The 20930-nt window shown below is 59.6% G+C and carries 16 protein-coding genes; 9 read left to right on the forward strand and 7 right to left on the reverse strand.

Translation table 11 applies throughout. The features are described from left to right. Positions 1-358 precede the first annotated feature (358 nt). Positions 359-1780: an amino acid permease gene (locus AC1D2Q_RS22015; protein WP_477814530.1), complete on the forward strand. Its 1422-nt coding sequence runs from the start codon at positions 359-361 to the stop codon at positions 1778-1780. Between the two features lie 54 nt (positions 1781-1834). On the opposite strand, the gene AC1D2Q_RS22020 is transcribed toward AC1D2Q_RS22015, so the two are convergent. Continuing rightward, positions 1835-2959, reverse strand: coding sequence for an OpgC domain-containing protein (locus AC1D2Q_RS22020; RefSeq protein ID WP_477814531.1), 1125 nt, complete (start codon positions 2957-2959; stop codon positions 1835-1837). 242 nt (positions 2960-3201) lie between these two features. On the opposite strand from AC1D2Q_RS22020, the gene AC1D2Q_RS22025 reads away from it, so the two are divergent. The 3 genes from AC1D2Q_RS22025 to AC1D2Q_RS22035 are packed head-to-tail and all read left to right on the forward strand — an operon-like array spanning position 3202 to position 7239. Then, entirely contained in the window at positions 3202-4143 is a 942-nt protein-coding gene (locus tag AC1D2Q_RS22025; protein ID WP_477814532.1) for a glycosyltransferase family 2 protein, read from the forward strand. Position 4144: 1 nt separating this feature from the next. Next, complete coding sequence (locus AC1D2Q_RS22030; RefSeq protein WP_477814533.1) at positions 4145-5653, forward strand: glucosyltransferase domain-containing protein; 1509 nt, start codon at positions 4145-4147, stop codon at positions 5651-5653. A gap of 5 nt (positions 5654-5658) precedes the next feature. Beyond that, positions 5659-7239 (forward strand): glycosyltransferase family 39 protein, encoded by a 1581-nt coding sequence (locus tag AC1D2Q_RS22035; protein WP_477814534.1) that lies wholly within the window; start codon positions 5659-5661, stop codon positions 7237-7239. Here AC1D2Q_RS22035 and AC1D2Q_RS22040 read toward each other — a convergent pair. From AC1D2Q_RS22040 to AC1D2Q_RS22065, 6 genes are all read right to left on the reverse strand, one after another. Further along, entirely contained in the window at positions 7217-8836 is a 1620-nt protein-coding gene (locus AC1D2Q_RS22040; RefSeq protein ID WP_477814535.1) for an FMN-binding glutamate synthase family protein, read from the reverse strand. The two genes, AC1D2Q_RS22035 and AC1D2Q_RS22040, sit on opposite strands and share 23 nt — an antisense overlap. A 165-nt stretch (positions 8837-9001) precedes the next feature. Beyond that, positions 9002-10399, reverse strand: a complete 1398-nt coding sequence (locus tag AC1D2Q_RS22045; RefSeq protein WP_477814536.1) for an ATP-binding protein — start codon at positions 10397-10399, stop codon at positions 9002-9004. Then, on the reverse strand, positions 10396-12207 hold the full coding sequence (locus AC1D2Q_RS22050; RefSeq protein ID WP_477814537.1) for a DAHL domain-containing protein: 1812 nt from the start codon (positions 12205-12207) through the stop codon (positions 10396-10398). Before AC1D2Q_RS22050 ends, AC1D2Q_RS22045 begins: the two co-directional genes overlap by 4 nt. Next, a complete protein-coding gene (locus tag AC1D2Q_RS22055) occupies positions 12204-13163 on the reverse strand; it encodes a cytochrome-c peroxidase (RefSeq protein ID WP_477814538.1) in 960 nt (319 codons plus the stop codon). Before AC1D2Q_RS22055 ends, AC1D2Q_RS22050 begins: the two co-directional genes overlap by 4 nt. A gap of 43 nt (positions 13164-13206) precedes the next feature. Then, on the reverse strand, positions 13207-15084 hold the full coding sequence (locus AC1D2Q_RS22060; RefSeq protein ID WP_477814539.1) for a putative bifunctional diguanylate cyclase/phosphodiesterase: 1878 nt from the start codon (positions 15082-15084) through the stop codon (positions 13207-13209). Continuing rightward, positions 15081-17387: a GGDEF/EAL domain-containing response regulator gene (locus AC1D2Q_RS22065; RefSeq protein ID WP_477814540.1), complete on the reverse strand. Its 2307-nt coding sequence runs from the start codon at positions 17385-17387 to the stop codon at positions 15081-15083. The genes AC1D2Q_RS22060 and AC1D2Q_RS22065 overlap by 4 nt, the downstream gene beginning before the upstream one ends. Positions 17388-17644: 257 nt before the next feature. Here AC1D2Q_RS22065 and nosR point away from each other — a divergent pair, with 257 nt between their 5' ends. From nosR to AC1D2Q_RS22090, 5 genes are all read left to right on the forward strand, one after another. Then, on the forward strand, positions 17645-18997 hold the full coding sequence (gene nosR / locus AC1D2Q_RS22070; RefSeq protein WP_477814541.1) for a response regulator c-di-GMP phosphodiesterase, NosR family: 1353 nt from the start codon (positions 17645-17647) through the stop codon (positions 18995-18997). 75 nt (positions 18998-19072) lie between these two features. After that, on the forward strand, positions 19073-19507 hold the full coding sequence (locus AC1D2Q_RS22075) for an NUDIX hydrolase (RefSeq protein ID WP_477814542.1): 435 nt from the start codon (positions 19073-19075) through the stop codon (positions 19505-19507). Between the two features lie 36 nt (positions 19508-19543). After that, positions 19544-20182, forward strand: coding sequence for a LysE family translocator (locus AC1D2Q_RS22080; protein WP_019581569.1), 639 nt, complete (start codon positions 19544-19546; stop codon positions 20180-20182). Positions 20183-20184: 2 nt separating this feature from the next. Continuing rightward, complete coding sequence (locus AC1D2Q_RS22085; RefSeq protein WP_477814543.1) at positions 20185-20694, forward strand: N-acetyltransferase family protein; 510 nt, start codon at positions 20185-20187, stop codon at positions 20692-20694. A gap of 115 nt (positions 20695-20809) precedes the next feature. After that, positions 20810-20930 (forward strand): DUF4372 domain-containing protein (locus AC1D2Q_RS22090; RefSeq protein ID WP_477814547.1); only part of this gene is annotated, 121 nt, incomplete at its 3' end.

Genomic DNA, 20930 nt, shown 5'->3' on the forward strand with positions numbered 1-20930 from the left:
TCGAAAGGCTTGAAGTAGAGCTATCGCGAAGCAAATCTTACTTGGGCATGGGCATGACGATGCACCATTGCTGTGCAATACTCCGTGCGGTTCCAGTGGCGAAAAAACTTGCATAAGCCAGGTAATGCCACTCCGTATGGCGGGAATTACCCGTGAGTTCTAGCTGAATATTGTGTTTTATACAGTGAAAACACCTGTCGTTAGCTTTTTATACTGCACGCCCCGCTGATCTTGCAGGTTTTGTCCTACAAGACGTGTCTGTCCACAAGACAGGCCCGGTTTCACCAGGCACTGGCTTATCGGCCGGCGCTTCGACACTCGGTGGTCATATCCAATAACAAGACGAGGTTGCACCCCTATGCCAGTCGGCAATCACCTGCCTCACGGCGAGACCGCTCAGGGCGGCCCGCTTAAACGCGAACTCGGCGAACGGCATATTCGCCTGATGGCACTCGGTGCCTGTATCGGCGTCGGCCTGTTCCTGGGTTCGGCCAAGGCCATCGAAATGGCCGGCCCGGCCATCATGCTGTCCTACATCATCGGCGGTCTGGCGATCCTGGTGATCATGCGCGCCCTCGGCGAAATGGCCGTGCACAATCCGGTCGCCGGCTCGTTCAGCCGTTATGCCCAGGATTACCTCGGGCCCTTGGCGGGCTTCCTGACCGGCTGGAACTACTGGTTCCTGTGGCTGGTGACCTGCGTCGCGGAAATCACCGCGGTGGCGGTGTACATGGGCGTCTGGTTCCCCGACGTGCCGCGCTGGATCTGGGCACTTGCCGCGTTGGTCAGCATGGGCTCGATCAACCTGATCGCGGTGAAAGCCTTCGGTGAGTTCGAGTTCTGGTTCGCCCTGATCAAGATCGTCACCATCATCGCGATGGTAGTCGGCGGTATCGGCGTGATCGCGTTCGGCTTTGGCAACGATGGCGTGGCCCTGGGGATTTCCAATCTGTGGGCCCACGGCGGCTTCATGCCCAATGGCGTGCAAGGCGTGTTGATGTCCCTGCAAATGGTGATGTTCGCCTACCTCGGCGTCGAGATGATCGGCCTGACCGCCGGTGAAGCGAAGAACCCGCAGAAGACCATCCCCAATGCGATCGGCTCGGTGTTCTGGCGGATTCTGCTGTTCTACGTTGGCGCCTTGTTCGTGATTCTGTCGATCTACCCGTGGAACGCCATCGGCACCCAGGGCAGCCCGTTCGTGATGACCTTCGAGCGTCTGGGCATCAAGACCGCCGCCGGCATCATCAACTTCGTGGTGATCACCGCGGCGTTGTCGTCCTGCAACGGCGGCATCTTCAGCACCGGGCGCATGCTCTACAGCCTGGCGCAAAATGGCCAGGCCCCGGCCGGTTTCGCCAAAACCTCGAACGGCGGTGTGCCCCGTCGTGCGTTGCTGCTGTCGATCGGCGCGTTGTTGCTGGGCGTGCTGCTCAACTACATGGTGCCTGAGAAGGTTTTCGTCTGGGTTACCGCGATAGCCACCTTCGGCGCGATCTGGACCTGGGTGATGATCCTGCTGGCCCAACTCAAGTTCCGCAAAGGCCTGAGCGCCAGCGAACGTGCCGGCCTGAAATACCGCATGTGGCTATACCCGGTCAGTTCGTATCTGGCGCTGGCCTTCCTGGTATTGGTGGTCGGCCTGATGGCGTACTTCCCGGACACCCGCGTGGCGCTGTATGTGGGCCCGGCGTTCCTGGTACTGCTGACGGTGTTGTTCTATATGTTCAAGTTGCAGCCGACCCATGTGACGCAAGGCGCGGTGCGTTCGGCTTCGTAAGTTGTAACGCCAGCCATACAAAAGCCCCGGTCAGAATGATCGGAGCTTTTGCATTTAAACGGCTGCCACGGGTATTGGCATGTTCAACCGCTTATTGAAATCCAGCCAAGCCCCCAGCAACGCCATCAACCCGACCCCCAACATTGCGCTGAATAGCTGCATCGCCAATACGTTCCCACCCAAGGCATTGAGCATGTCCGCCAACGGCGCCAGCAACACACCAAAACAAAACACCTCCAGGGAATATCGGCCCATGCGACAGCTTTGTCGCGCCAGCCAGTGTTGCGTCCAGCCCGTGTCCGGCAACAACCTGGCGGTGACGTAGGCGAGGGCGAGGAAGTGCAGCAGACGCGCCGGTGAGAGGTGGGTCTTGCTGATCGGATAGAGCCATTCGCCGAGCCATTGGGGCATGAACGCGTCATGCACGGTCGGCCATTTCCACGACAGCGCGATCATCCCGGTCATTACCAGATAGGTCAGAGCCGCGATGAAAACCATCTGCCGAGTCAGCGGTCGAGATTGCGGCGCCCGAGGCCTTTGCCGGTGAATCGCCGCCGCGCCCCCGAGAATAAACAGCAGCTGCCAGGCCATCGGGTTGAAAAACCACACGCCCCCGTCGGTGCCCGCCAGGTTCCACTGAAGCCATGGCGCCAGCAGGTACAAGACCACCGACAGCCCCACCACGTATTCCGCCTCGCGCAGCAGCATCGGCAGCACCAGTGGCAGGCCGAGTAGCAACAGAATGTACAGCGGCAACGGGTCCATCAGGTTCGGCTTGAAGCGCAGCAGCAACTCGTCCATCAACGCTTGCTGCGGATTGCTGAGGAAATACTGCAAGCCCATTTCCTGCACCAGATCGCGGGTTTCCACGTGGCTGTTGGCGAAAAACACGATGCCCATCAACAGCGCCAGCAAAAAGATGTGCACTACATAAAGCACCCAGGCGCGTCGCAGGATCTTCACCGTGGCGACCATGAGCCCGTCGCGCCGGGCGATCTTGCCGTAGGCCAGCACGGCCGCGTAACCGGCCAGGAACACGAAAATCTCCGCCGCATCGCTGAAGCCGAAGTTACGCACCGTGAACTGCGCGAGCGGGTTCTGTGGCACGTGGTCCCAGAAGATAAAGATCAGGGCCAGGCCGCGGAAAAAGTCGATGCGGTGATCGCGTCCAGACGTCATGAAGGCGGGCTCTTGAACGGAGTTGTTGGGTAGGCGCGGGCAAGCCTCGCTTCTACAGCGGCGCGCAGGGTGCCGTTATTCACAGGCAATTGCAAAAGACTGGATATTACCGAATGTCTCAGATGCTTATAGCGAACGGATCGAACGGCGTGGCCGTCGGTCTGCCGGACTGTTCGCGCACCAGAACTCCCCATGATGGCATCTGGCGAGCATCTACACTTCGGTTCTCAGGAGTGTGAAGCGTGAAGGTTTCGCTGATTGTCCCGGTATTCAATGAAGAGCAGGCGATCAACCTGTTCTATCAGTCGGTGCGCCGCGAATTGAAACTTGACCCATGTGAGGTCGAGATCGTGTTCATCAACGACGGCAGTACCGACCAGACGGCTGAGCAGGCCAAGGCGTTGGCCCAGGTCGATGAACAGGTATTGCTGATCAATTTCTCGCGCAACTTCGGCAAGGAACCGGCGTTGTTTGCCGGGCTGGAATACGCCACCGGTGATGCGGTGATCCCCATGGACGTGGACCTGCAGGATCCGATCAGCGTCATTCCGCGGTTGATTGCCGAGTGGCAGAAAGGTGCCGACGTGGTGCTCGCCAAACGCCGGGATCGTGCCAGCGACAGCTATCTCAAACGCCACAGCGCGGCGCTGTTCTACCACTTGCTGAACAGGATTTCCTACACCCGGATCGAAGAAAACGTCGGGGACTTCCGCCTCATGGACCGCAAGGTGGTCAACGTGATTCGCGCACTCCCCGAGCATCAGTTGTTCATGAAAGGCGTTCTGTCGTGGGCCGGTTTCACCACCGTCGTGGTGGAATACGAGCGGGCCCGGCGAGTGGCGGGAAGCAGCAAATTCAATGGCTGGCGGCTGTGGAACCTGGCACTGGAGGGCATTACTTCGTTCAGCACCGTACCTTTGCGGTTGTGGACTTACATCGGCGGCGCTATCTCGATCTTCGCGGTGCTGTACGCGGTGTACATGGTGCTGGACAAGATTTTCTTCGGCAACAGCGTTCCCGGTTACCCCTCGTTGATGACGGCGATTCTGTTTCTCGGCGGTGTCCAACTGATCGGCATCGGCATCCTCGGTGAATACATCGGCCGCATCTACATCGAAGCCAAGCATCGACCCCGTTATGTGGTCAAAGACGTCATCGGCGGCAAAGACCGACTCGGGCTTTAGCATGGGCAGACTGAGCGACTTGTTCAGCAGCGAACTCGGGCGTCGTCGGGTCTGGTTGTTTTTCCTGATCGCGGCCCTGATTTACGTCATTCCGCTGATCCTTGCGGACTATCCCTACATCGATGACAACTGGCGCTCGCTGTCCGCCGGCACGGCCTGGGCCAGCCAGGGGCGGTTGTTCACCGAGCTGTTCTACAACGCGCTGACCTTCAGCGATGCCGCGCCGAACATCTTTCCATTACCGCTGTTGATCGCCACGCTGGCCATGGCCTTTGCATTGACCAGCCTGACGTTTCATTACTACCCGCAGCCGACGCTATCCTGCTGCCTGGTGCTGTTGCCGCTCTGGTACAACCCGTTCTTCATGCAGAACCTGTCTTATCAATACGACGGGCCGGCCAATGCCTTGAGCCTGGTGGCGGTGATCTACGCGATCACGTTTCGTCATCCTTCGCGCATCCTGCAATGGCTGGTGCCGGCCTTCCTGATTGCCTTGGGGCTGGGGCTCTATCAGGTGAGCCTGAATGTATTTCTGGGCCTGTGTTGCCTGGAACTGCTCAGAGGCGCGAACGATAAATGGGCCTGGCCACAATGGCGCGAGTTGATCGGCTGGAAACTCGCCCAGGTGGTACTCGGCGGCTTGATCTACAGCGTCACCGCTTACCCGTACATGGATCAGAACCGCGCCTTGTTCCTGAACTGGGCGGCGGCACCCTGGCTGCAACTGGAAATCAACATCGGCCGGGTGCTGGAAAAAGTCGTGCTGCTGTTTCACGGTGGATTCACCTGGGTGTTCGCCGTGCTGCTGTTGGGTGCCATCGCCGGCTGCGTACAGTTGGCCCGGAACGTGGTGACACGCCAGGACACGGCGTTGAGAAAAGTGCTGATGGGCCTGGCGTGTGTGATGACCGTGCCGGTCGTGATCTTGCTGGTGTCGGGGGCCGTGTTGTTTTTCCGGGATTTCAATGAAGGCGCCAGAACCTTGATGGGGTTCGCGGTGCTGTTGGTGCTGCTGTTCTATTTGAGCCATCTGGCGTTGACGCGCATTCATGAGCGGCTGGCGCTGCTGTTGGCGGTGCCGCTGTTGGCGATGCTTTCGTTGTCCTACGCTTACGGCCGCGTACTGACGGTGCAGAACACCTTTGCGTCCAGCGCGTTGTTTTCCCTGGGGCATGACATCGCATCCCATCGGCAACTGCGTGAGGCCAAGCGCATTTACATGTCGGTGAATTATTCCGATCACTGGTTGGTGGAGGCCGCGGGCTCGTTCAAGCAGATGCCGGTTTTGCATTATTTGCTGAACATCAACTTCTACATGCTGGCGGAAAACCTGCCGAAAGCGGGCATCACCAATGTGGTCGCGGAGAGGGAGCGGCGTAACGCGACGATGGTGGGTTATCAGGGTTATCCACCGCTGGTGGAGAGCACGTTCTACAACCTCTATCTGTTGGGTGACTACGGTTTCATCGTGATGAAAGAGCCAACGCCGATCGCCGCGCTTGCGTGGTGAAACCGGTGAGCACCTCTTCGATTTATCCCAAACGCTTTCCATCCAGGGTTGTCGACGGGGCGGGTCTGCTGGTGGTGCTGGCGATCGCATTGTTCGCAAGGTTTCACGCCATCACCGTGCCGGTCATCTGGTACGACGAGGCTTACAGCATATTGTTGGCCGAGGGCTCGCCTGCGTACATCTGGGCCACGACGGCTCGGGATGTTCATCCGCCGCTTTACTATGTCTTGCTGCATTTCTGGATGTTGTTGTTCGGCAACGGCGTGTTGTCTGCGCGATCCCTGAGTGCACTGGCCGATGTCGGCACGCTGTTGCTGTGCATTAAATTGATGAGGCTGGTGACGACGCGAAGGGCGACGTGGACGGCGGCATTGTTGTTGGCATTGCTGCCGATATCGGTGCGCTACAGCCAGGAAGTGCGGATGTACACCTTGCTGGGGTTCTGGCTGATGGGCGCGACCGTGGCGCTGGTGTGCTGGGTCAAGGCGCCGGATCAAAAGCGTTACCCGGTCGTTTACGTGCTGTTGATGACGGCGGCTTTTTAMACGCACTACTTCGCCGCATTGTGCGTGTTGGTGCATTGGCTTTTTTGGTGGCGAGTGCGCAAGGTCCAGGACACGGTACCCGTACGTGCGTGGATACTGGCCAACAGTGCAATCGTCGTGTTGTACCTGCCGTGGGCACCGCCTCTCATCAGTCAATTGTTGCGAATGAACGGGCTCGAATGGATACCGCCGCTCACTTGGCCGACGGTGCTGACCTTCGTTTGGCAACTGGTGGTGATGGAGGGTTCGACCAGTGACTTATGGCGCGTGACACCCTTGGTTTTGATCATGGTTTGCGCCGCTGCCGTACTGTTCAAGGCACGCAACGAGCGACCCTTCAGCGTCTTGCTGGTGGGTTATTTTTTCGTCCCGGTGCTGACCGTGTTTCTGGTGTCGCTGATCGTGCCGGTTTTCAATGCCAGGTACCTGGTGTTCGCTGCCGTAGCATTGCCCCTTATCGTTGCGCTCGCGCTGGACGCATTGAGCCAACGTCATGCTGCCCTTGCGGCTATCGCCACGGTTTTTATTGTATGGGTGGAAGTGCACGGGCTGTCGGCGATTTACGCGCAAACGGATGAGATGAACGGCACCAGCATTCGCAGAGACGCGAAGCTGGACGCCGTGGTCGCAGGTCTTGGTCGCGAGGTGCGTCCGGGTGACGAGATCATTGTGGATAACCTGTATTGGTACTTGCCGTTCACCTACTACGACGCCACCGGCATTCAACCAAGGCTATACGTCGTCAAATCGCCGACCGGCACCCTGTGGGGAACCGCCGAATACGGTGGTTGGGCACTCATTCCCCGTCACCTGCTCTGGATTCTCTTCAATGACTTTTCGACCCTGAAACTGAGCGCCAAGAGGGTCTGGTGGGTAACGGGTTATGTGCGCCCTGAACATGACGCCCTGTTTCCCAAACACTGGAAACAGGTGCTGACGTTGAAAGAGGGAGACAGTGAGGCTCGTTTGTTCATTCTGGAGGGAGCGCCAACCGTTGAGGTCGGCGCGCAAAAACACCCTATGCGGCAGCCGTTTCGTTAGGCTCAAAACTGTCCGCCCGCGCCATCTGCCACATCCGCGAGTAAAACTCGCCATTCACCTCACCGGTCAGCAACTCCCCCGGCTTCAGGAACACATGCAACTGCGAGAACAACTTGATCTCGGTGGCCGACATGCGCCGCACCAGATGCTTGGCCGACAGCTGTGAAGGATGGTCGAGGCCCGCGGCGGCGAGCATTTCGGCCAGGGCCTTCAGCGTATTGCGATGGAAGTTGAACACACGCTGAGCCTTGTCCGGAACGACCAGCGCGCGCTGGCGCAGGGTGTCCTGGGTGGCGACGCCGGTCGGGCATTTGTTGGTGTGGCAGCTTTGCGACTGGATGCAGCCGATGGCGAACATGAAGCCGCGCGCCGAGTTGGCCCAGTCGGCGCCGATGGCCAGGACGCTGGCGATGTCGAAGGCGCTGACGATTTTGCCGCTGGCGCCGAGTTTGATTTTGTCCCGCAAGTTCAGGCCCACCAGGGTGTTGTGCACGAACAACAGGCCTTCACGCATCGGTACGCCGATGTGGTCGGTGAATTCCACGGGCGCGGCGCCGGTGCCACCTTCCTTGCCGTCGACCACGATGAAGTCCGGGAGGATGCCGGTTTCCAGCATGGCCTTGGCGATGCCCATGAATTCCCACGGGTGGCCCAGGCAAAACTTGAAGCCCACCGGTTTGCCGCCGGACAGTTCACGCAGTTGCGCGATGAAGTGCATCATTTCGATTGGTGTGGAAAACGCGCTGTGGCGCGACGGCGAAATGCAGTCTTCGCCCATGGGGATGCCACGGGTTTCGGCGATTTCCTGGGTGACTTTGTGCTTGGGCAGAATCCCGCCGTGGCCGGGCTTGGCGCCTTGGCTCATTTTGATTTCGATCATCCGCACTTGCGGGTTCTGTGCCTGGGCGGCGAAGCGTTCCGGGTCGAAGCGGCCATCGGCGGTGCGGCAGCCGAAGTAGCCGCTGCCCAGTTCCCAGGTCAGGTCGCCGCCGTTTTCCCGGTGATAGGGGCTGATGCTGCCTTCGCCGGTGTCATGGGCGAAGTTGCCGAGCTTGGCGCCCTGGTTCAACGCGCGAATGGCGTTGGCGCTGAGGGAGCCGAAGCTCATGGCCGAGATGTTGAACACTGACGCCGAGTACGGCTGGGTGCACTGCGGGCCGCCGACCATCACCCGGAAACTGCTCGGGTCGCTCAACGGCGCCGGGCGCATCGAGTGGCCGATGAATTCGAAACCCGACTGATACACGTCGATCAGCGTGCCGAAAGGTTTGTCGGCGCTCTCGTTCTTGGCCCGCGAATACACCAGTGAACGCTGGGCCCGGGAGAAGGGCAGGGCATCGCTGTCGGATTCGAGCAGGTACTGGCGGATTTCCGGGCGAATACCCTCCACCAGATAACGGATATTGCCCAGGATCGGGTAGTTGCGGCGCACCGCATGAGGGCTTTGCAGCAGGTCGAACAGGCCCACCAGGCTGAGGACGCCGGTGACGGCGGCGATCRGCCAGAGCCAGTCGTATGCCAGGAAGGGCAGGCTGGCGAGGGTGAATATCACACAGACGGCAAAGAAGGCGTAGCGGCTCAGGAGTGACAGGCTCATACGGTTTCCTTGGGTTCGGACTCGGTTGTTAAAAGATCGCAGCGCCCACAGGCGCGTAGGAGCTGCCGAAGGCTGCGATCTTTTGATTTGAGGCCAGAAGGTACGCCGAAAATCTGAAGATCAAAAGATCGCAGCCTTCGGCAGCTCCTACAAGGGGTTATGTCGTCAGGCTGATTGGCGCACCGGCAGCTCGACCCGAAACGTGGTGCCCACGCCGACTTCGCTGCGTACCGAAATATCGCCCCGATGTTTTTTCACGATGCCATAGGACAGGGACAACCCGAGCCCTGTCCCCTGGCCCACCGGTTTGGTGGTGTAGAACGGGTCGAATATTTTCTGCAGGCATTCCGGTTCGATGCCTGATCCGGTGTCCGCGACTTCGATCGACACCGTTTCACCTTCAAGCCCGGTACGCAGGGTGATGGTGCCCCGTTCCGGCCCCATGGCCTGAGACGCGTTGACGATCAGGTTCATGATCACTTGATTGATCTGCGACGGCAGGCATTCGATGTCAGGCAGTGTTTGATACTCCTTCACCACGTCGGCCTTGTACTTGAGTTCATTGGCGACAATGTTCAGCGTCGACTCGATGCCCTGTTGCAGGTTGGCCCACTGCCATTCCTGATTGGAGTCGACGCGGGAGAAGTCCTTCAGGTCTTTGACGATTTGCCCGACCCGATTGATGCCGTCCTTGGACTCCTTGATCAGCAGCGGAATGTCTTCGCGCAGAAACTCCAGTTCGACCTTTTCACGGAGCTGGCCGAGACGTTCGAGGACGTCGCTTGAGGTAATGGCCGCCTCCGCTTCCCGATAGGCATCGAGCATGGTCTGCAGTTGCTTGAAATAGCCATCGAGGGCGCCGAGGTTGGAGGAAATGAAGCCGATGGGGTTATTGATTTCATGGGCAACACCCGCCGCCAGTTGCCCCAGCGAGGCGAGTTTTTCCGACTGCACCAGTTGGCTTTCCAGTTGTTTGCGCTCGTCGATTTCCCGCTGCAATGCTTCGCTGGCCTGCTTGAACTGGGTCGTGCGCTGATCCACCAGATGCTCCAGATGGCTCATCTGGATGGACGCCCGTTCGGTCATGTCCCATTTGGTGAGCAGGGTGTTGGCCATCTGCTGGACTTCGATATTGTCGAACGGCTTTTTCAGAATCAGCAGGCGGTCGTGGGCGTGCAGGCGCTCCAGCAGTTCATCCCACGAATAGTCGGAGTAGGCGGTACACACCACTACTTGCAGGTTCGGGTCTTCCTGCCACAGGTGTTCGATGGTCTGCGCACCGTCCCAGCCTTCGGGCATGCGCATGTCGACGAAAGCCAGGGCGTAGGGGCGGTTTTCCTGTAAGGCCTGGACGAGTTTGCCCAGGCCCTCCTGACCGCCATAGGCTGAATCCAGTTCGAACAGCAGTTGGGTCGATTTCACTTCGCTGCCGAACAGCGCGGCCTCCATTTCGTCCAGTTCTGCATGTTTGGCCGATGTCGGGGTGAGGATTTTGCGAAAGTCATCATGGATGGACGGGGTGTCGTCGATCAGCAGAATGCGGCGGTTCGAAAGGTCGCTCATGCTTCCTCCATGACGGGGTTCAACGGGATCTGCAGGGTGAACAGGGCGCCCTTGCCCGGCCCGTCACTGTGGGCGGTGAGATGGCCGTTCATTTCAATCGCGGCCAGCGCACAGCTGTGCAGGCCGAAGCCGTGACCCTCCTTGCGGGTGGTGAACCCGTGGGCAAAGATCCGCGTCATGTTCTCCGGTGCAATGCCTTCGCCGTCATCCTTGACGCTGATTTGCAGGATCGTGTCATCGACGACTTTTATCCCAAGGGTAATTTGCCGCGTACGGTTGCTGGGGTCCGCCATGGCATATTTGGCATTACTGATCAGGTTGATCAGGATCAGCAGCAAGCGATGCTTGTCGCCCATCACTTGCGGTACGTCGCCGTATTCCTTGACCACCGTGACGTGATGCCGGGTCAAGGCGCCGGCGTTCATGCGCAGGGCGTCCTCGAGCAATTCGCTGATGTACAGCGGTTCCATCAGGCTGTTGGCCCCCGCGTAGGACTGCTGGGTGGCGACGATGTCTTTGATGTGGTCGACGCTTTTGCTCAGTTGCGCGAGTTCCTCGGTCATGCCCTGCTGCTCGAGGGCAATGGCTTCCACCAGCTGATTCAAATAGCCGGGCAGCAGTTTTCCTTTCTCGTTCTGGGTCAGAAAGGTGCCCAGGTCGCTTTGATGTTCGTTGATCAGCTGCATCGCCTTGCCCAGCCCCTGGGCCTTGCTGCTACGCAGCCGGCGGCTGACCAGATCGGCCGAGATGTTCACGCTGTTGAGCACGTTGCCGACGTTGTGCAGCACGTTGGTGGCGATTTCGGCCATGCCGGCCTGACGCGCGGTGTCGAGCAATTCGCTCTGGGTATCCTTGAGTTCGCGGGTGCGCTCTTCGACCCGTTGTTCGAGGACTTCGTTGGCGGTTTGCAGTTCCTTGTTGACCCGCTGGATCTCCCCGAAGCTGCGCATCAGGCGAATCGCCAGGTACACCAGCACCAGTACCAGCAGCGTCGAAAACACCAGCATGTAGAAGTGGTAGCGCTGGTCGATGGCGTCGGTTTGCTGCTGATCCTTGTTCAGCAGGCCGGTAATATCGTCCAGCCGTTCGGCCACCGGAATGGCTTCGATGTTTTCCAGTAACCGATTGACCACCGGTTGTTCACGCAGAATCAGCGCGATGTGGTTGCTCAAAATATCGATCGGGCTGTGAAACTGCTCCGGCAATCGCTGCTTGTTCACCCCCAGTTTGTTCAGCCCCACCAGAATCTCGGCCGCTTTATCGTCGGAGGTGACCTGGGCGAACTCCAGGCTGCTGAGCAGCAAGTCGTAGGTGTCGGTGGCAATGTTCTGCAGTTGCAGTTTGTGTTCATCGGGCAGTTGGGCAAGCGGTTCCTGGATGTCGTCTTCGGCCGTGGGCAGGAACGCCAGTGAGTTGCGCAGCACCGCGTTGTGGGATTTGAACTGCTCCACCAGCCGGGTTTTTTCCTGGATGGCGGAAAGGTATGCATCATGGCTGGCACGCCAGATCGGCGAGTCGTTGCGGCCGTGACTGGACTCCATGCTCTCGAACCGCTGCCACAGGTGCGTCATCTCGCTCAGCGGTGCCACCAGCGGATCGTAGTTGTGACTGATGGCGATCCTGGACTTGAGAATCTCGGTTTCCCATTGCGCGTTCAACTGTTTGATCCGGCCGATCAAGTCACGGGATTCGGCGTAGGTCGACGTCTCCTGCGAGCTGGATTTGAGGTACAGGAACAACAGCGTCGAGGCCAGCAGCACGGCCAAGGCAGCGAGCAGTGCCAGGTTGCGGCGGGGGAACGTTGTCATAAAGGTTTTCCTCCCCATTCTCCAGTCAGGGTCTTGAGGAATTTGATGATCAGGTCCTTGTCCTTGTCGGAGGGCACACGACCGAGCTGGAACTTGAACATCACATCGACCGCCTCTTCGAGGGTTTTTGCCGAGCCGTCGTGAAAGTACGGCGCGGTCACGGCGACATTGCGCAGGCTCGGTACCTTGAACACGTTGCGGTCCTCTTCGGCCTTGGTCACCAGATAGCGGCCCAGATCGGCTTCGGTGGGGTTGCCTCGAGCCTGAAAGTAATCGCCCATGACCCCGAATTTCTGGAACATGTTGCCGCCGATGTTCACCCCCTGATGGCAGGCGATGCAGCCGTAGTCCTTGAAACGTTGGTAACCGTACTTCTCGTCAGTCGTGAGGATCTCGGTATCGCCCGACAGGTATTGGTCGAAACGCGAGTTGGCGCTGATCAGCGTGCGCTCGTAGGTGGCCAGGGCGTTTTGCACATTGTCCATGGTGACGCTGTCCGGGTAGGCCTTGGCGAAAGCGCCTTTGTAGTCCGGGTCGGCGGACAGCATCTGGACCACATGCTCCCAATGACTGCCCATTTCGCTTGGGCTCTGCACCACTTCGTGGGCCTGGGTTTCCAGAGAGTCGGCGCGGCCGTTCCAGAATTGCCGGAAGTTCAGGCTCGCGTTGAACACGCTGGGGGTATTGATCGTCAAGGGATCGCCTTTGAAGCCAGTGGACAACGCCTTATCGTCGGCGCCGCCGATTTCCAGACGATGGCAACTGGCGCAGGACAGGCTGTTGTTGACCGACAGCCGTGGTTCGTTGAACAACCGGCGACCGAGTTCGACTTGCAAGGGATTCTGCTCGGGCACCGCGGGCAAGGGTTTGAGCGGTTCGTCCAGCGGTGCGCCGCTGGCTATCAGACAGCAACTGAACAGGGGAGCAAGAAGCAGGTAGTAGAAGGAGCGCGACATCTTATGATTCCTTGGCGCAGGGCGCCCTGAGTGTCGTTGCACGTCATTCATTGGCTGTGGAGGAGGCGGGTTGTACCGATCTCAGATATTGCACGAAGGCATCCGGCTCCACGGCTTTGCTGAAGTAGTAACCCTGGCCTTCCTCGCAATGGAGGGCCTTGAGGAAATTCAGTTGTTCGAGGGTTTCCACCCCTTCGGCAATGACCCTCAGATTGAGGCTCTTGCCCAGACTGATGATGGCGCCGAMCAGGGCCGCGTCATTGCTGTCACGACCCAGGCCACGAATGAACGACTGGTCGATTTTCAGTACATCGATGGGAAACCGTTGCAAGTAGCTCAGGCTGGAATAGCCGGTGCCGAAGTCATCGATGGCCAGCCGTACTCCCAAAGCCTTGAGCCGATTCAGCGCGACCATCGTGGAATCGACGTTCTGCATCAATACGCCTTCGGTGATTTCCAGCTCCAGCAAGGCCGGGTCCATCCCGGTTTGCTGGAGTATCTGTTCGATGCCTTCGACAAAATCCCGCTGACGGAAATCGATGGCCGACACGTTCACTGACATGCACAGATCCGGCAGGCCATTTACTTGCCAGGTACGGGCTTGCTGACAGGCCTGGGCCAGCACCCATTTGCTCAACGGCACGATCAAGCCGCTGTCTTCGGCCACACCGATGAAGTCTGTCGGGTAGATCCAGCCTTGCCCCGGTTTTTGCCAGCGGATCAACGCCTCGGCGCCGACCACCTTGCCGCTGCCCAGGTCGAGTTTCGGTTGGTAGTGCAGGACAAACTCGTTGCGCTCCAGTGCCAGGCGAATCCCCGACTCGATGGTCTGCTGTTCCCGCGCGCGCTGGTTCATCTCATCGATGAAAAAGCTGAAATCGTTGGGGCCGCTTTCCTTGACGTTGCGCATTGCGGTTTCGGCTTTCTTGATCAGTGCGATGGCATCGAAACCGTCATCGGGATAGATGCTGATGCCCAGGCTGGCCGTCACGCTCAGGTCATGTCCGGCGACGTGCTGGGGCGCACGTATGGCGTTCAACAGTTTTTCGGCGATGCCCTTGGTCTGTTGGGGGTGGTGGATGTCGGCCAGGATCACCACAAACTCATCGGAGCCGTAGCGAAACACCGAGTCGGAGGCGCGCACGCAGGCCACCAGGCTTTGCCCGACACGCTTGAGCATCTCGTCACCGGTCGGGTGGCCCAACGCATTGTTGATGCGCTTGAAGCGGTCGAGCCCCAGAAACATCACCGCCAGTTGTTTGTCATGGCGCCTGGACAAGGCCAGGGACTGGTTCAGCCGGTCACCCAGCAAGGTGCTGTTGGGCAGCTCGGTCAACACGTCGTACTGCAACAGATGAGACACCTTGAGCAGTTCGTGGACCCGGGCTTCGATGGTTTGCTCCAGACTCAGCACTTTCATCGCCGCGTCCTGCGCCATCTGCCACTTCCAGGTCAGGGCGCTGGCCATCTGGCGGATTTCCAGGCTGTCGAAAGGTTTTTTCAACACCAGCAATTGATCGCCGAACTCCAGCCGTTCGGCCATGGCTTCCCAGGTGTAATCGGAGAACGCCGTGCACAGCGCGATTTGCAGATGAGGGTCGACCTTCCAGAGCCGCTCGATGGTTTCCAGACCATCCCAGCCGGGGGGCATGCGCATGTCGGTGAACGCCATGGCGTAAGGGCGACCTTCTGCCTGGGCACGCTTGACCAGTTTGAGTGCTTCCTGGCCCTGATAGGCGGAGTCGAGCTGGAAGACCAGCCGAGTCGCTTGCGGGGTGTCGAACAGCGCGGCTTCAGTGCCGGCGAGGGTGAGTTCATCGTCGGTATCGGCGCCCAGAATCTTGCGGAAGTCCTCATGGATCGAGGGCGTGTCATCGATGATCAGAATGCGCCGGTTGGCCTGGATGAACGGAGTTTTCATTCCTTGTCCTCCGTTGCACGCTGCGAATCACCCGGCATTGCTCCGGGATTGTGATTCGCGCGCACGATGCTCCCGGCCTTCAACAGTTCGGCGGCCTGCTGGCTGCTGACCGCTTTGCTGAAGTAGTAGCCCTGGGCGTTCATCGGTGAGCCGGTGGCCATCAGCGAAGTACGTTGCTCCTGGGTTTCGACACCTTCGGCGATGATGCCGATCCCGACGTCGCGGGCGAAATTGATAATGGCCCGCAAGGTGGTGGCGCTGGCCGCGTCGTGGGCGGCGGTGTCGATGAACGCCTGAGCGAGTTTCAGGTGATTGACCTGGTAAGTCTTGAGGTAGTCGAACGAAGAGTATTCGGTGCCAAAGTCATCTATGGCGATCTTCACCCCCAGCTCACGCAGGCGCGGCAGGATATCGTTGTGCGTCCACTTGGTCTGGGCCAGGGTCGCTTCGGTGACGTCGAAACGCAGGTCCCACGGGCACAGATCCCAACGGGCAGTGGTGCGCAACACGTCATAGATCAGTTCGGGACCACTCTTGAGCTGGGCCAGGGACAGTTTTATCGCCACCACCGGTGGTGCCATGCCCTCGTCGCGCCACTGGCGCATTTGCCGACAGGCGCGCTCCAGTACCCAGTGACCGAGGGCGATGATGATGCCGGTCTTTTCCGCCGCGGGCAGGAATGCCTGGGCTTCCAGTAAACCGCGTATGGGGTGATTCCAGCTGACCTGCGCTTCCATGCCGAGGATCTTGCCACTGCTCAGGTCTACTTCCGGCCAGTAACGCAGTTCGAGCTCGTCGCGTTCGATGGCGGTTTTCAAGTCATTGGCGATGGTCATGCGCTCGACCACTTCCTGATTGATTTCCTCGGAGTGGAAGTGGTACTGGTTGCGGCCCTTTTCCTTGGAGCGATACAGCGCCATGTCGGCCTGGGTCAACAGGCTGTCGGCGCTGAGGCTGACCTGGGTGTAGCTGCTGATGCCGATACTGACCGAGACCCGCACATCATTGCCGGCCAGGGAGTAGGGCAGCACCAGCGAATCGCGCACCTTGGCGGCCAGGGCAGCTGATTGGGTCGGATCGCCGACGTCCAGCTGCAGAATCGCGAACTCGTCGCCCCCCAGGCGGGCGACCACGTCGTTTTCCCGCACGCAGGTTTTAATCCGTCGGGCGACTTCCTGTAGCAACAGGTCGCCCACCGGGTGGCCCAGGGTGTCGTTGATGCGTTTGAAGTGATCCAGGTCCAGGTAAAACATGGCGAACGGGGTGGCCCCGCGCCGGGCGGCGGCGAACGCCTGGTGCAGGCGTTCGATCAGCGTCGCGCGGTTGGCCAGCCCGGTCAGGCCGTCGGTGCGGGCCAGCAGGGCGATCTTTTCCTCGGCCAGTTTGCGTTCGGTGATGTCGATGATGATGCCTTCGACTTCCAGCAAGCGGCCTTCATCGTCGCGCACCGGGATGTAGCGGTTTTCGACCCAGCGCCAATCACCGTCGCCGGTGCGCATCCGGAACTCGATGGAAGCACCGGCTGCATGGCGGTCCAGCACCCGCGCCATGGCCGTGTCGACTTTCTCTTGATCGTCGGGATGGATCAGCTCCTGAGCCCAGTTGGACGAAGCCACCAGGGCCGCCGCGATGTGGCCGTATTTGGTGATGTTGTGGGAGATATACATCAACGGAAACGACGGTTCGCCCCGCAGCCGATACAGAATGGTCGGGCTGTTCTGCACGATGATGTTGGCGTCGGACAGCTCCCGGGTGCGCTCCTCGACCGCTTGCTCCAGCAGGGACATCTTCAGCGCCGCGTCTTCGGTCATTTGCCACTTGGCGGTCAATGCGCTGGCCATCTGGCGGATTTCGATGGCATCGAAGGGTTTTTTCAGGATCAGCAGGCGATCGCCCAGTTCCAGGCGCTCGTCGATGTCTTCCCAGGAATAGTCGGAATACGCGGTGCAGAGCGCCACTTGTAGCTTGGGATCGACCTGCCACAGGCGTTCGATGGTTTCCAGGCCGTCCCAGCCCGGCGGCATGCGCATGTCGATGAAGGCCATCGCGTAGGGCGAGTCATTCGCCAGTGCGGTCTCGACCTTGTCCAGCGCCTCACGGCCCTGAAACGCGGACTCGATGACAAAACCTTGCGACGATACCGTCACGGGGGTGCCGAACAGGGCGTTTTCAGCGCTGGCCAGACTGTCGTCTTCGATCGATGACGGACTGAGAATCTTGGCGAAATCCTCGTGGATCGACGCGGTGTCGTCGACGATGAGAATCCGACGATTAGTCCGCGCAAGCAGCGTATTCACTGGCATGCGCCTGTACCGACAGCGGTTTGGTGCGATGAGCTCATAGAGGATATCCCTTCCCTGAGTGCTGGACGGAGCGGGCATCGTTTGGATCCGAGTGACCTGAGCATAGTCGTCCGGTCGGATATTCGCCCGGTTGACTGAAACGAATCATTTGCGGAGTCGGTCGGAAAATCATCTAGCCTGTAGGTCAGGCTCGGGAAAGTCAGAGGATGTTTTTTCGCGCCTGACATAGAGAGGCTGGTTTCACTTGAGGTATCGCCATGGAAGAGCAGCTCCCCACGACTGTGACCGATAAACCCACGTTACTGCTGGTCGACGATGAGGAGTCGATTCTCAACAGCCTGCGCCGCCTGCTGCGCAGCCAGCCCTACGAGGTGCTGCTGGCCACCAGCGGTGCCCAGGCCCTGGAAATCATGGAGCAGCGGCCGGTCGATCTGGTGATGAGTGACGCGCGAATGCCCAATATGGACGGCGCCACGCTGCTGGCCCACGTCCATCAGCGCTACCCCGACACCACCCGGATCATGTTGACCGGTTATGCCGACCCCTCGGCCATTATCAAAGCCATCAATGAAGGGCAGATCCATCGTTATATCAGCAAGCCCTGGCACGATGAGGAAATGCTGCTGACGCTGCGGCAATCGCTGGCCTATCAGTATTCCGAGCGTGAACGGTTGCGTCTGGTGCAGGAGACGTGGGACCAGAACGAAAAACTGAAGCTGCTCAACACCACCCTGGAAAAACACGTCGCGGCCCGCACCAGCGAGCTGCAACAGACCGCTGACATGCTGGACCTGGCTTACGAAGAGCTCAAACGCAGCTATGTCACCGGCACGGAAGTGTTTTCGTTGCTGGCCAACCTGCGCCTGCCACCTGCCAAGCAGACCAACCGGCAGATCATCGAACTGGTGCGGGTGTACTGCAAACTCCATCACCTGGACGAAGCCACCAGTCGAGACCTGACCATGGCGGCGGCGCTCTACAACATCGGTAAATTGAGCTGGACCGACAGCATGATGAGCACGCCTTCGGATCTGCTGCATCACAATGACCGCGAGCGCTATCGGGGTTATCCGAAGCAGAGTGAGTCGCTGCTGATGACACTCGACCCGATGAAAGATGCCGCGCGGCTGATCCTGCACCACCAGGAGCGTTGGGACGGCAGCGGTTTTCCCGATCGGCTCAAGGGCGAGGCCATTCCGCTCGGTTCGCGGTTGCTGAAACTGGCGGTGGACTTCATCGAGTTGCAGCGCGGGCTGATCCTCGAGCGGCAGATGAACAGCGATGAAGCCCTGGTGTATATCCGCCAGTACGCCGGTCGGCTCTACGACCCGGAACTGGTGGAGGATTTCATTCAGGTCTGCGCTGCTTACCTGAGCGATGTGACGCTGGCCGATCCGACGGTCAAGGTGCTGACCACCCGGGACCTGGCGGCGGGCATGATCCTGGCGCGCAACCTGAATGCCGACAACGGCATGCTGCTGCTCAATGCCGGCAAGGTGTTGAACGGGCCGCTGGTGGAGAAACTGATCGCGTTCGAGGCGATGGAAGGTGCCAAGTACAGCATTTTTGTGAAAGTGCCGGAGGAAGTGGCGGTTCTTGAGACGAGTTGAGTCTTCAGGGAGGGCGTGACGAAGAACCGGCGCTCATGTGATCCTTGCGCCTTTTACCCAAGGCCAGTCTGATCCATGACGCTTTCATCCGCCGCTTCGCCCCGCATCATCCGCATTGCCGCTGCCCTGTTGATCGGCCCCGACGGTCGCACCTTGCTGGTGCGCAAGCGCGGCACCCAGGCGTTCATGCAGCCGGGGGGTAAGATCGAGGCTCATGAGCAACCGGTCCACGCCCTCACCCGTGAGCTGGAGGAGGAACTGGGACTGGTCATCGATCCGGCGCACGCCACCTACCTGGGGCCATTCTCGGCACCGGCCGCCAACGAGCCGGGTTTTGTCGTACAGGCCGAACTGTTTCAGCTGACCATCGACTCACACGTTTGCCCGGCGGCGGAAATCGAAGAGGTGCGCTGGATCGACCCGGCCACCGACGGCGATCTCACGCTGGCGCCATTGACACGAGACCTGATCTTGCCGTTTTATCGAGCTTCACTGATCGAAACCGCCTGATCACCCAAGCCCTCTGACTTCAAGGACAGGATGCCCATGATTCCACTTCAAGACTTGCTGATTTTTGCCGCCGCGGCGTTGCTGATGGTACTCACGCCCGGGCCGAACATGATCTACCTGATCTCCCGTTCCATCTGCCAGGGACGCAAGGCCGGGGTGACGTCATTGCTGGGTGTGGTCGCGGGATTTCTAGTGCACCTGTTCGCTGCCGCAGCGGGTTTGACCGCGGTGTTCATGGCCGTGCCGGTGGCCTACGAGGTGCTGAAGTGGGCCGGTGCGTTGTACCTGCTGTGGCTGGCCTGGCAGGCGGTCAAGCCCGGTGCGCGTTCGCCGTTCGAGGCGCAGCAGTTGCCGGCGGACTCGTCACGCAAATTGATCACGATGGGTTTTCTCACCAGCGCTCTGAACCCGAAGATCGCGGTGTTTTATCTGTCGGTGTTTCCGCAGTTCATTTCCCCTGAGCACGGTTCGGTGTTCAACCAGAGCATCATCCTCGGCCTGACCCAGATCAGCGTGAGCTTCAGCGTCAACCTGCTGATCGCGCTGTTCGCCGCAGGCATCGCCTCCTGGTTCGTCAACAACCCGAACTGGCTGGCGATGCAGCGCTATTTCATGGGCTTCGTCCTGTCCGGGCTGGCGGTGCGGTTGATGTTTGAGCAGCGGCGAGTGGCCTGAACATGTGGATTCAGCGGCTTGATGCCAGTCATGCCCTGGATTATCGGGCGCTGATGCTCGAAGCCTACGATTCGCATCCCCAAGCGTTCACTTCCAGCGTGCGCGAGCGCGCCACGATGCCGCTGGGGTGGTGGGAGTCGCGCCTGACCAGCAAGCTGGACCGGGTGCTCGGGGCGTTCGAGGAAGGGGAACTGGCAGGCATCGTCGGCCTGGCCTTCGAGTCTCGGGAAAAGGCCCGGCACAAGGCGACGCTGTTTGGCATGTACGTGACCGGCAAGGTGCGCCAGCGCGGGCTCGGTTATCAACTGTTACAGGCCGCGTTGGCTGAAGCGCAGAGTCATCAGGGCCTGAGGTTGATCCAGCTGACCGTCACTGCCGGCAACGAAGCCGCCTTCAGGCTGTATCAGCGCTGCGGCTTCGTGCAGTTTGGCCTGGAACCGTTGGCGGTGCGGGTCGGCGAAGACTACTTCGACAAGATCCACATGTGGCGCGAGATCACCCCTGGGCCTTGATCGTTCCCACGCTCTGCGTCACTAGTGTCCGGTAAAAACTAAAGGGGGAGCTTGCTCCCCCTTGCTGTGCCTGCTTCGTAAGCAATAATCAGGTTTTCAGACTCGATTTTCGCCCATGTTCAGCAGCACTCGATTTGCACAAATGCTCCAGGCCCTTCCCCATCAGCTCTTCAAAGCATCCGTCAAACGCTGTGGCGCTGATCGTTATGCCAAGCAGTTCACTTCGTGGGATCTAC

Source organism: Pseudomonas sp. P1_A1 (assembly GCF_056406935.1).

Excerpts from the sequence above, each read along its gene's own strand:
- AC1D2Q_RS22015 (WP_477814530.1), top strand. The coding sequence starts at position 359 with ATGCCAGTCGGCAATCACCTGCCTCACGGCGAGACCGCTCAGGGCGGC.
- AC1D2Q_RS22020 (WP_477814531.1), bottom strand. The coding sequence starts at position 2,959 with ATGACGTCTGGACGCGATCACCGCATCGACTTTTTCCGCGGCCTGGCC.
- AC1D2Q_RS22030 (WP_477814533.1), top strand. The coding sequence starts at position 4,145 with ATGGGCAGACTGAGCGACTTGTTCAGCAGCGAACTCGGGCGTCGTCGG.
- AC1D2Q_RS22045 (WP_477814536.1), bottom strand. The coding sequence starts at position 10,399 with ATGAGCGACCTTTCGAACCGCCGCATTCTGCTGATCGACGACACCCCG.
- AC1D2Q_RS22050 (WP_477814537.1), bottom strand. The coding sequence starts at position 12,207 with ATGACAACGTTCCCCCGCCGCAACCTGGCACTGCTCGCTGCCTTGGCC.
- AC1D2Q_RS22055 (WP_477814538.1), bottom strand. The coding sequence starts at position 13,163 with ATGTCGCGCTCCTTCTACTACCTGCTTCTTGCTCCCCTGTTCAGTTGC.
- AC1D2Q_RS22065 (WP_477814540.1), bottom strand. The coding sequence starts at position 17,387 with ATGCCAGTGAATACGCTGCTTGCGCGGACTAATCGTCGGATTCTCATC.
- nosR (WP_477814541.1), top strand. The coding sequence starts at position 17,645 with ATGGAAGAGCAGCTCCCCACGACTGTGACCGATAAACCCACGTTACTG.
- AC1D2Q_RS22075 (WP_477814542.1), top strand. The coding sequence starts at position 19,073 with ATGACGCTTTCATCCGCCGCTTCGCCCCGCATCATCCGCATTGCCGCT.
- AC1D2Q_RS22080 (WP_019581569.1), top strand. The coding sequence starts at position 19,544 with ATGATTCCACTTCAAGACTTGCTGATTTTTGCCGCCGCGGCGTTGCTG.
- AC1D2Q_RS22085 (WP_477814543.1), top strand. The coding sequence starts at position 20,185 with ATGTGGATTCAGCGGCTTGATGCCAGTCATGCCCTGGATTATCGGGCG.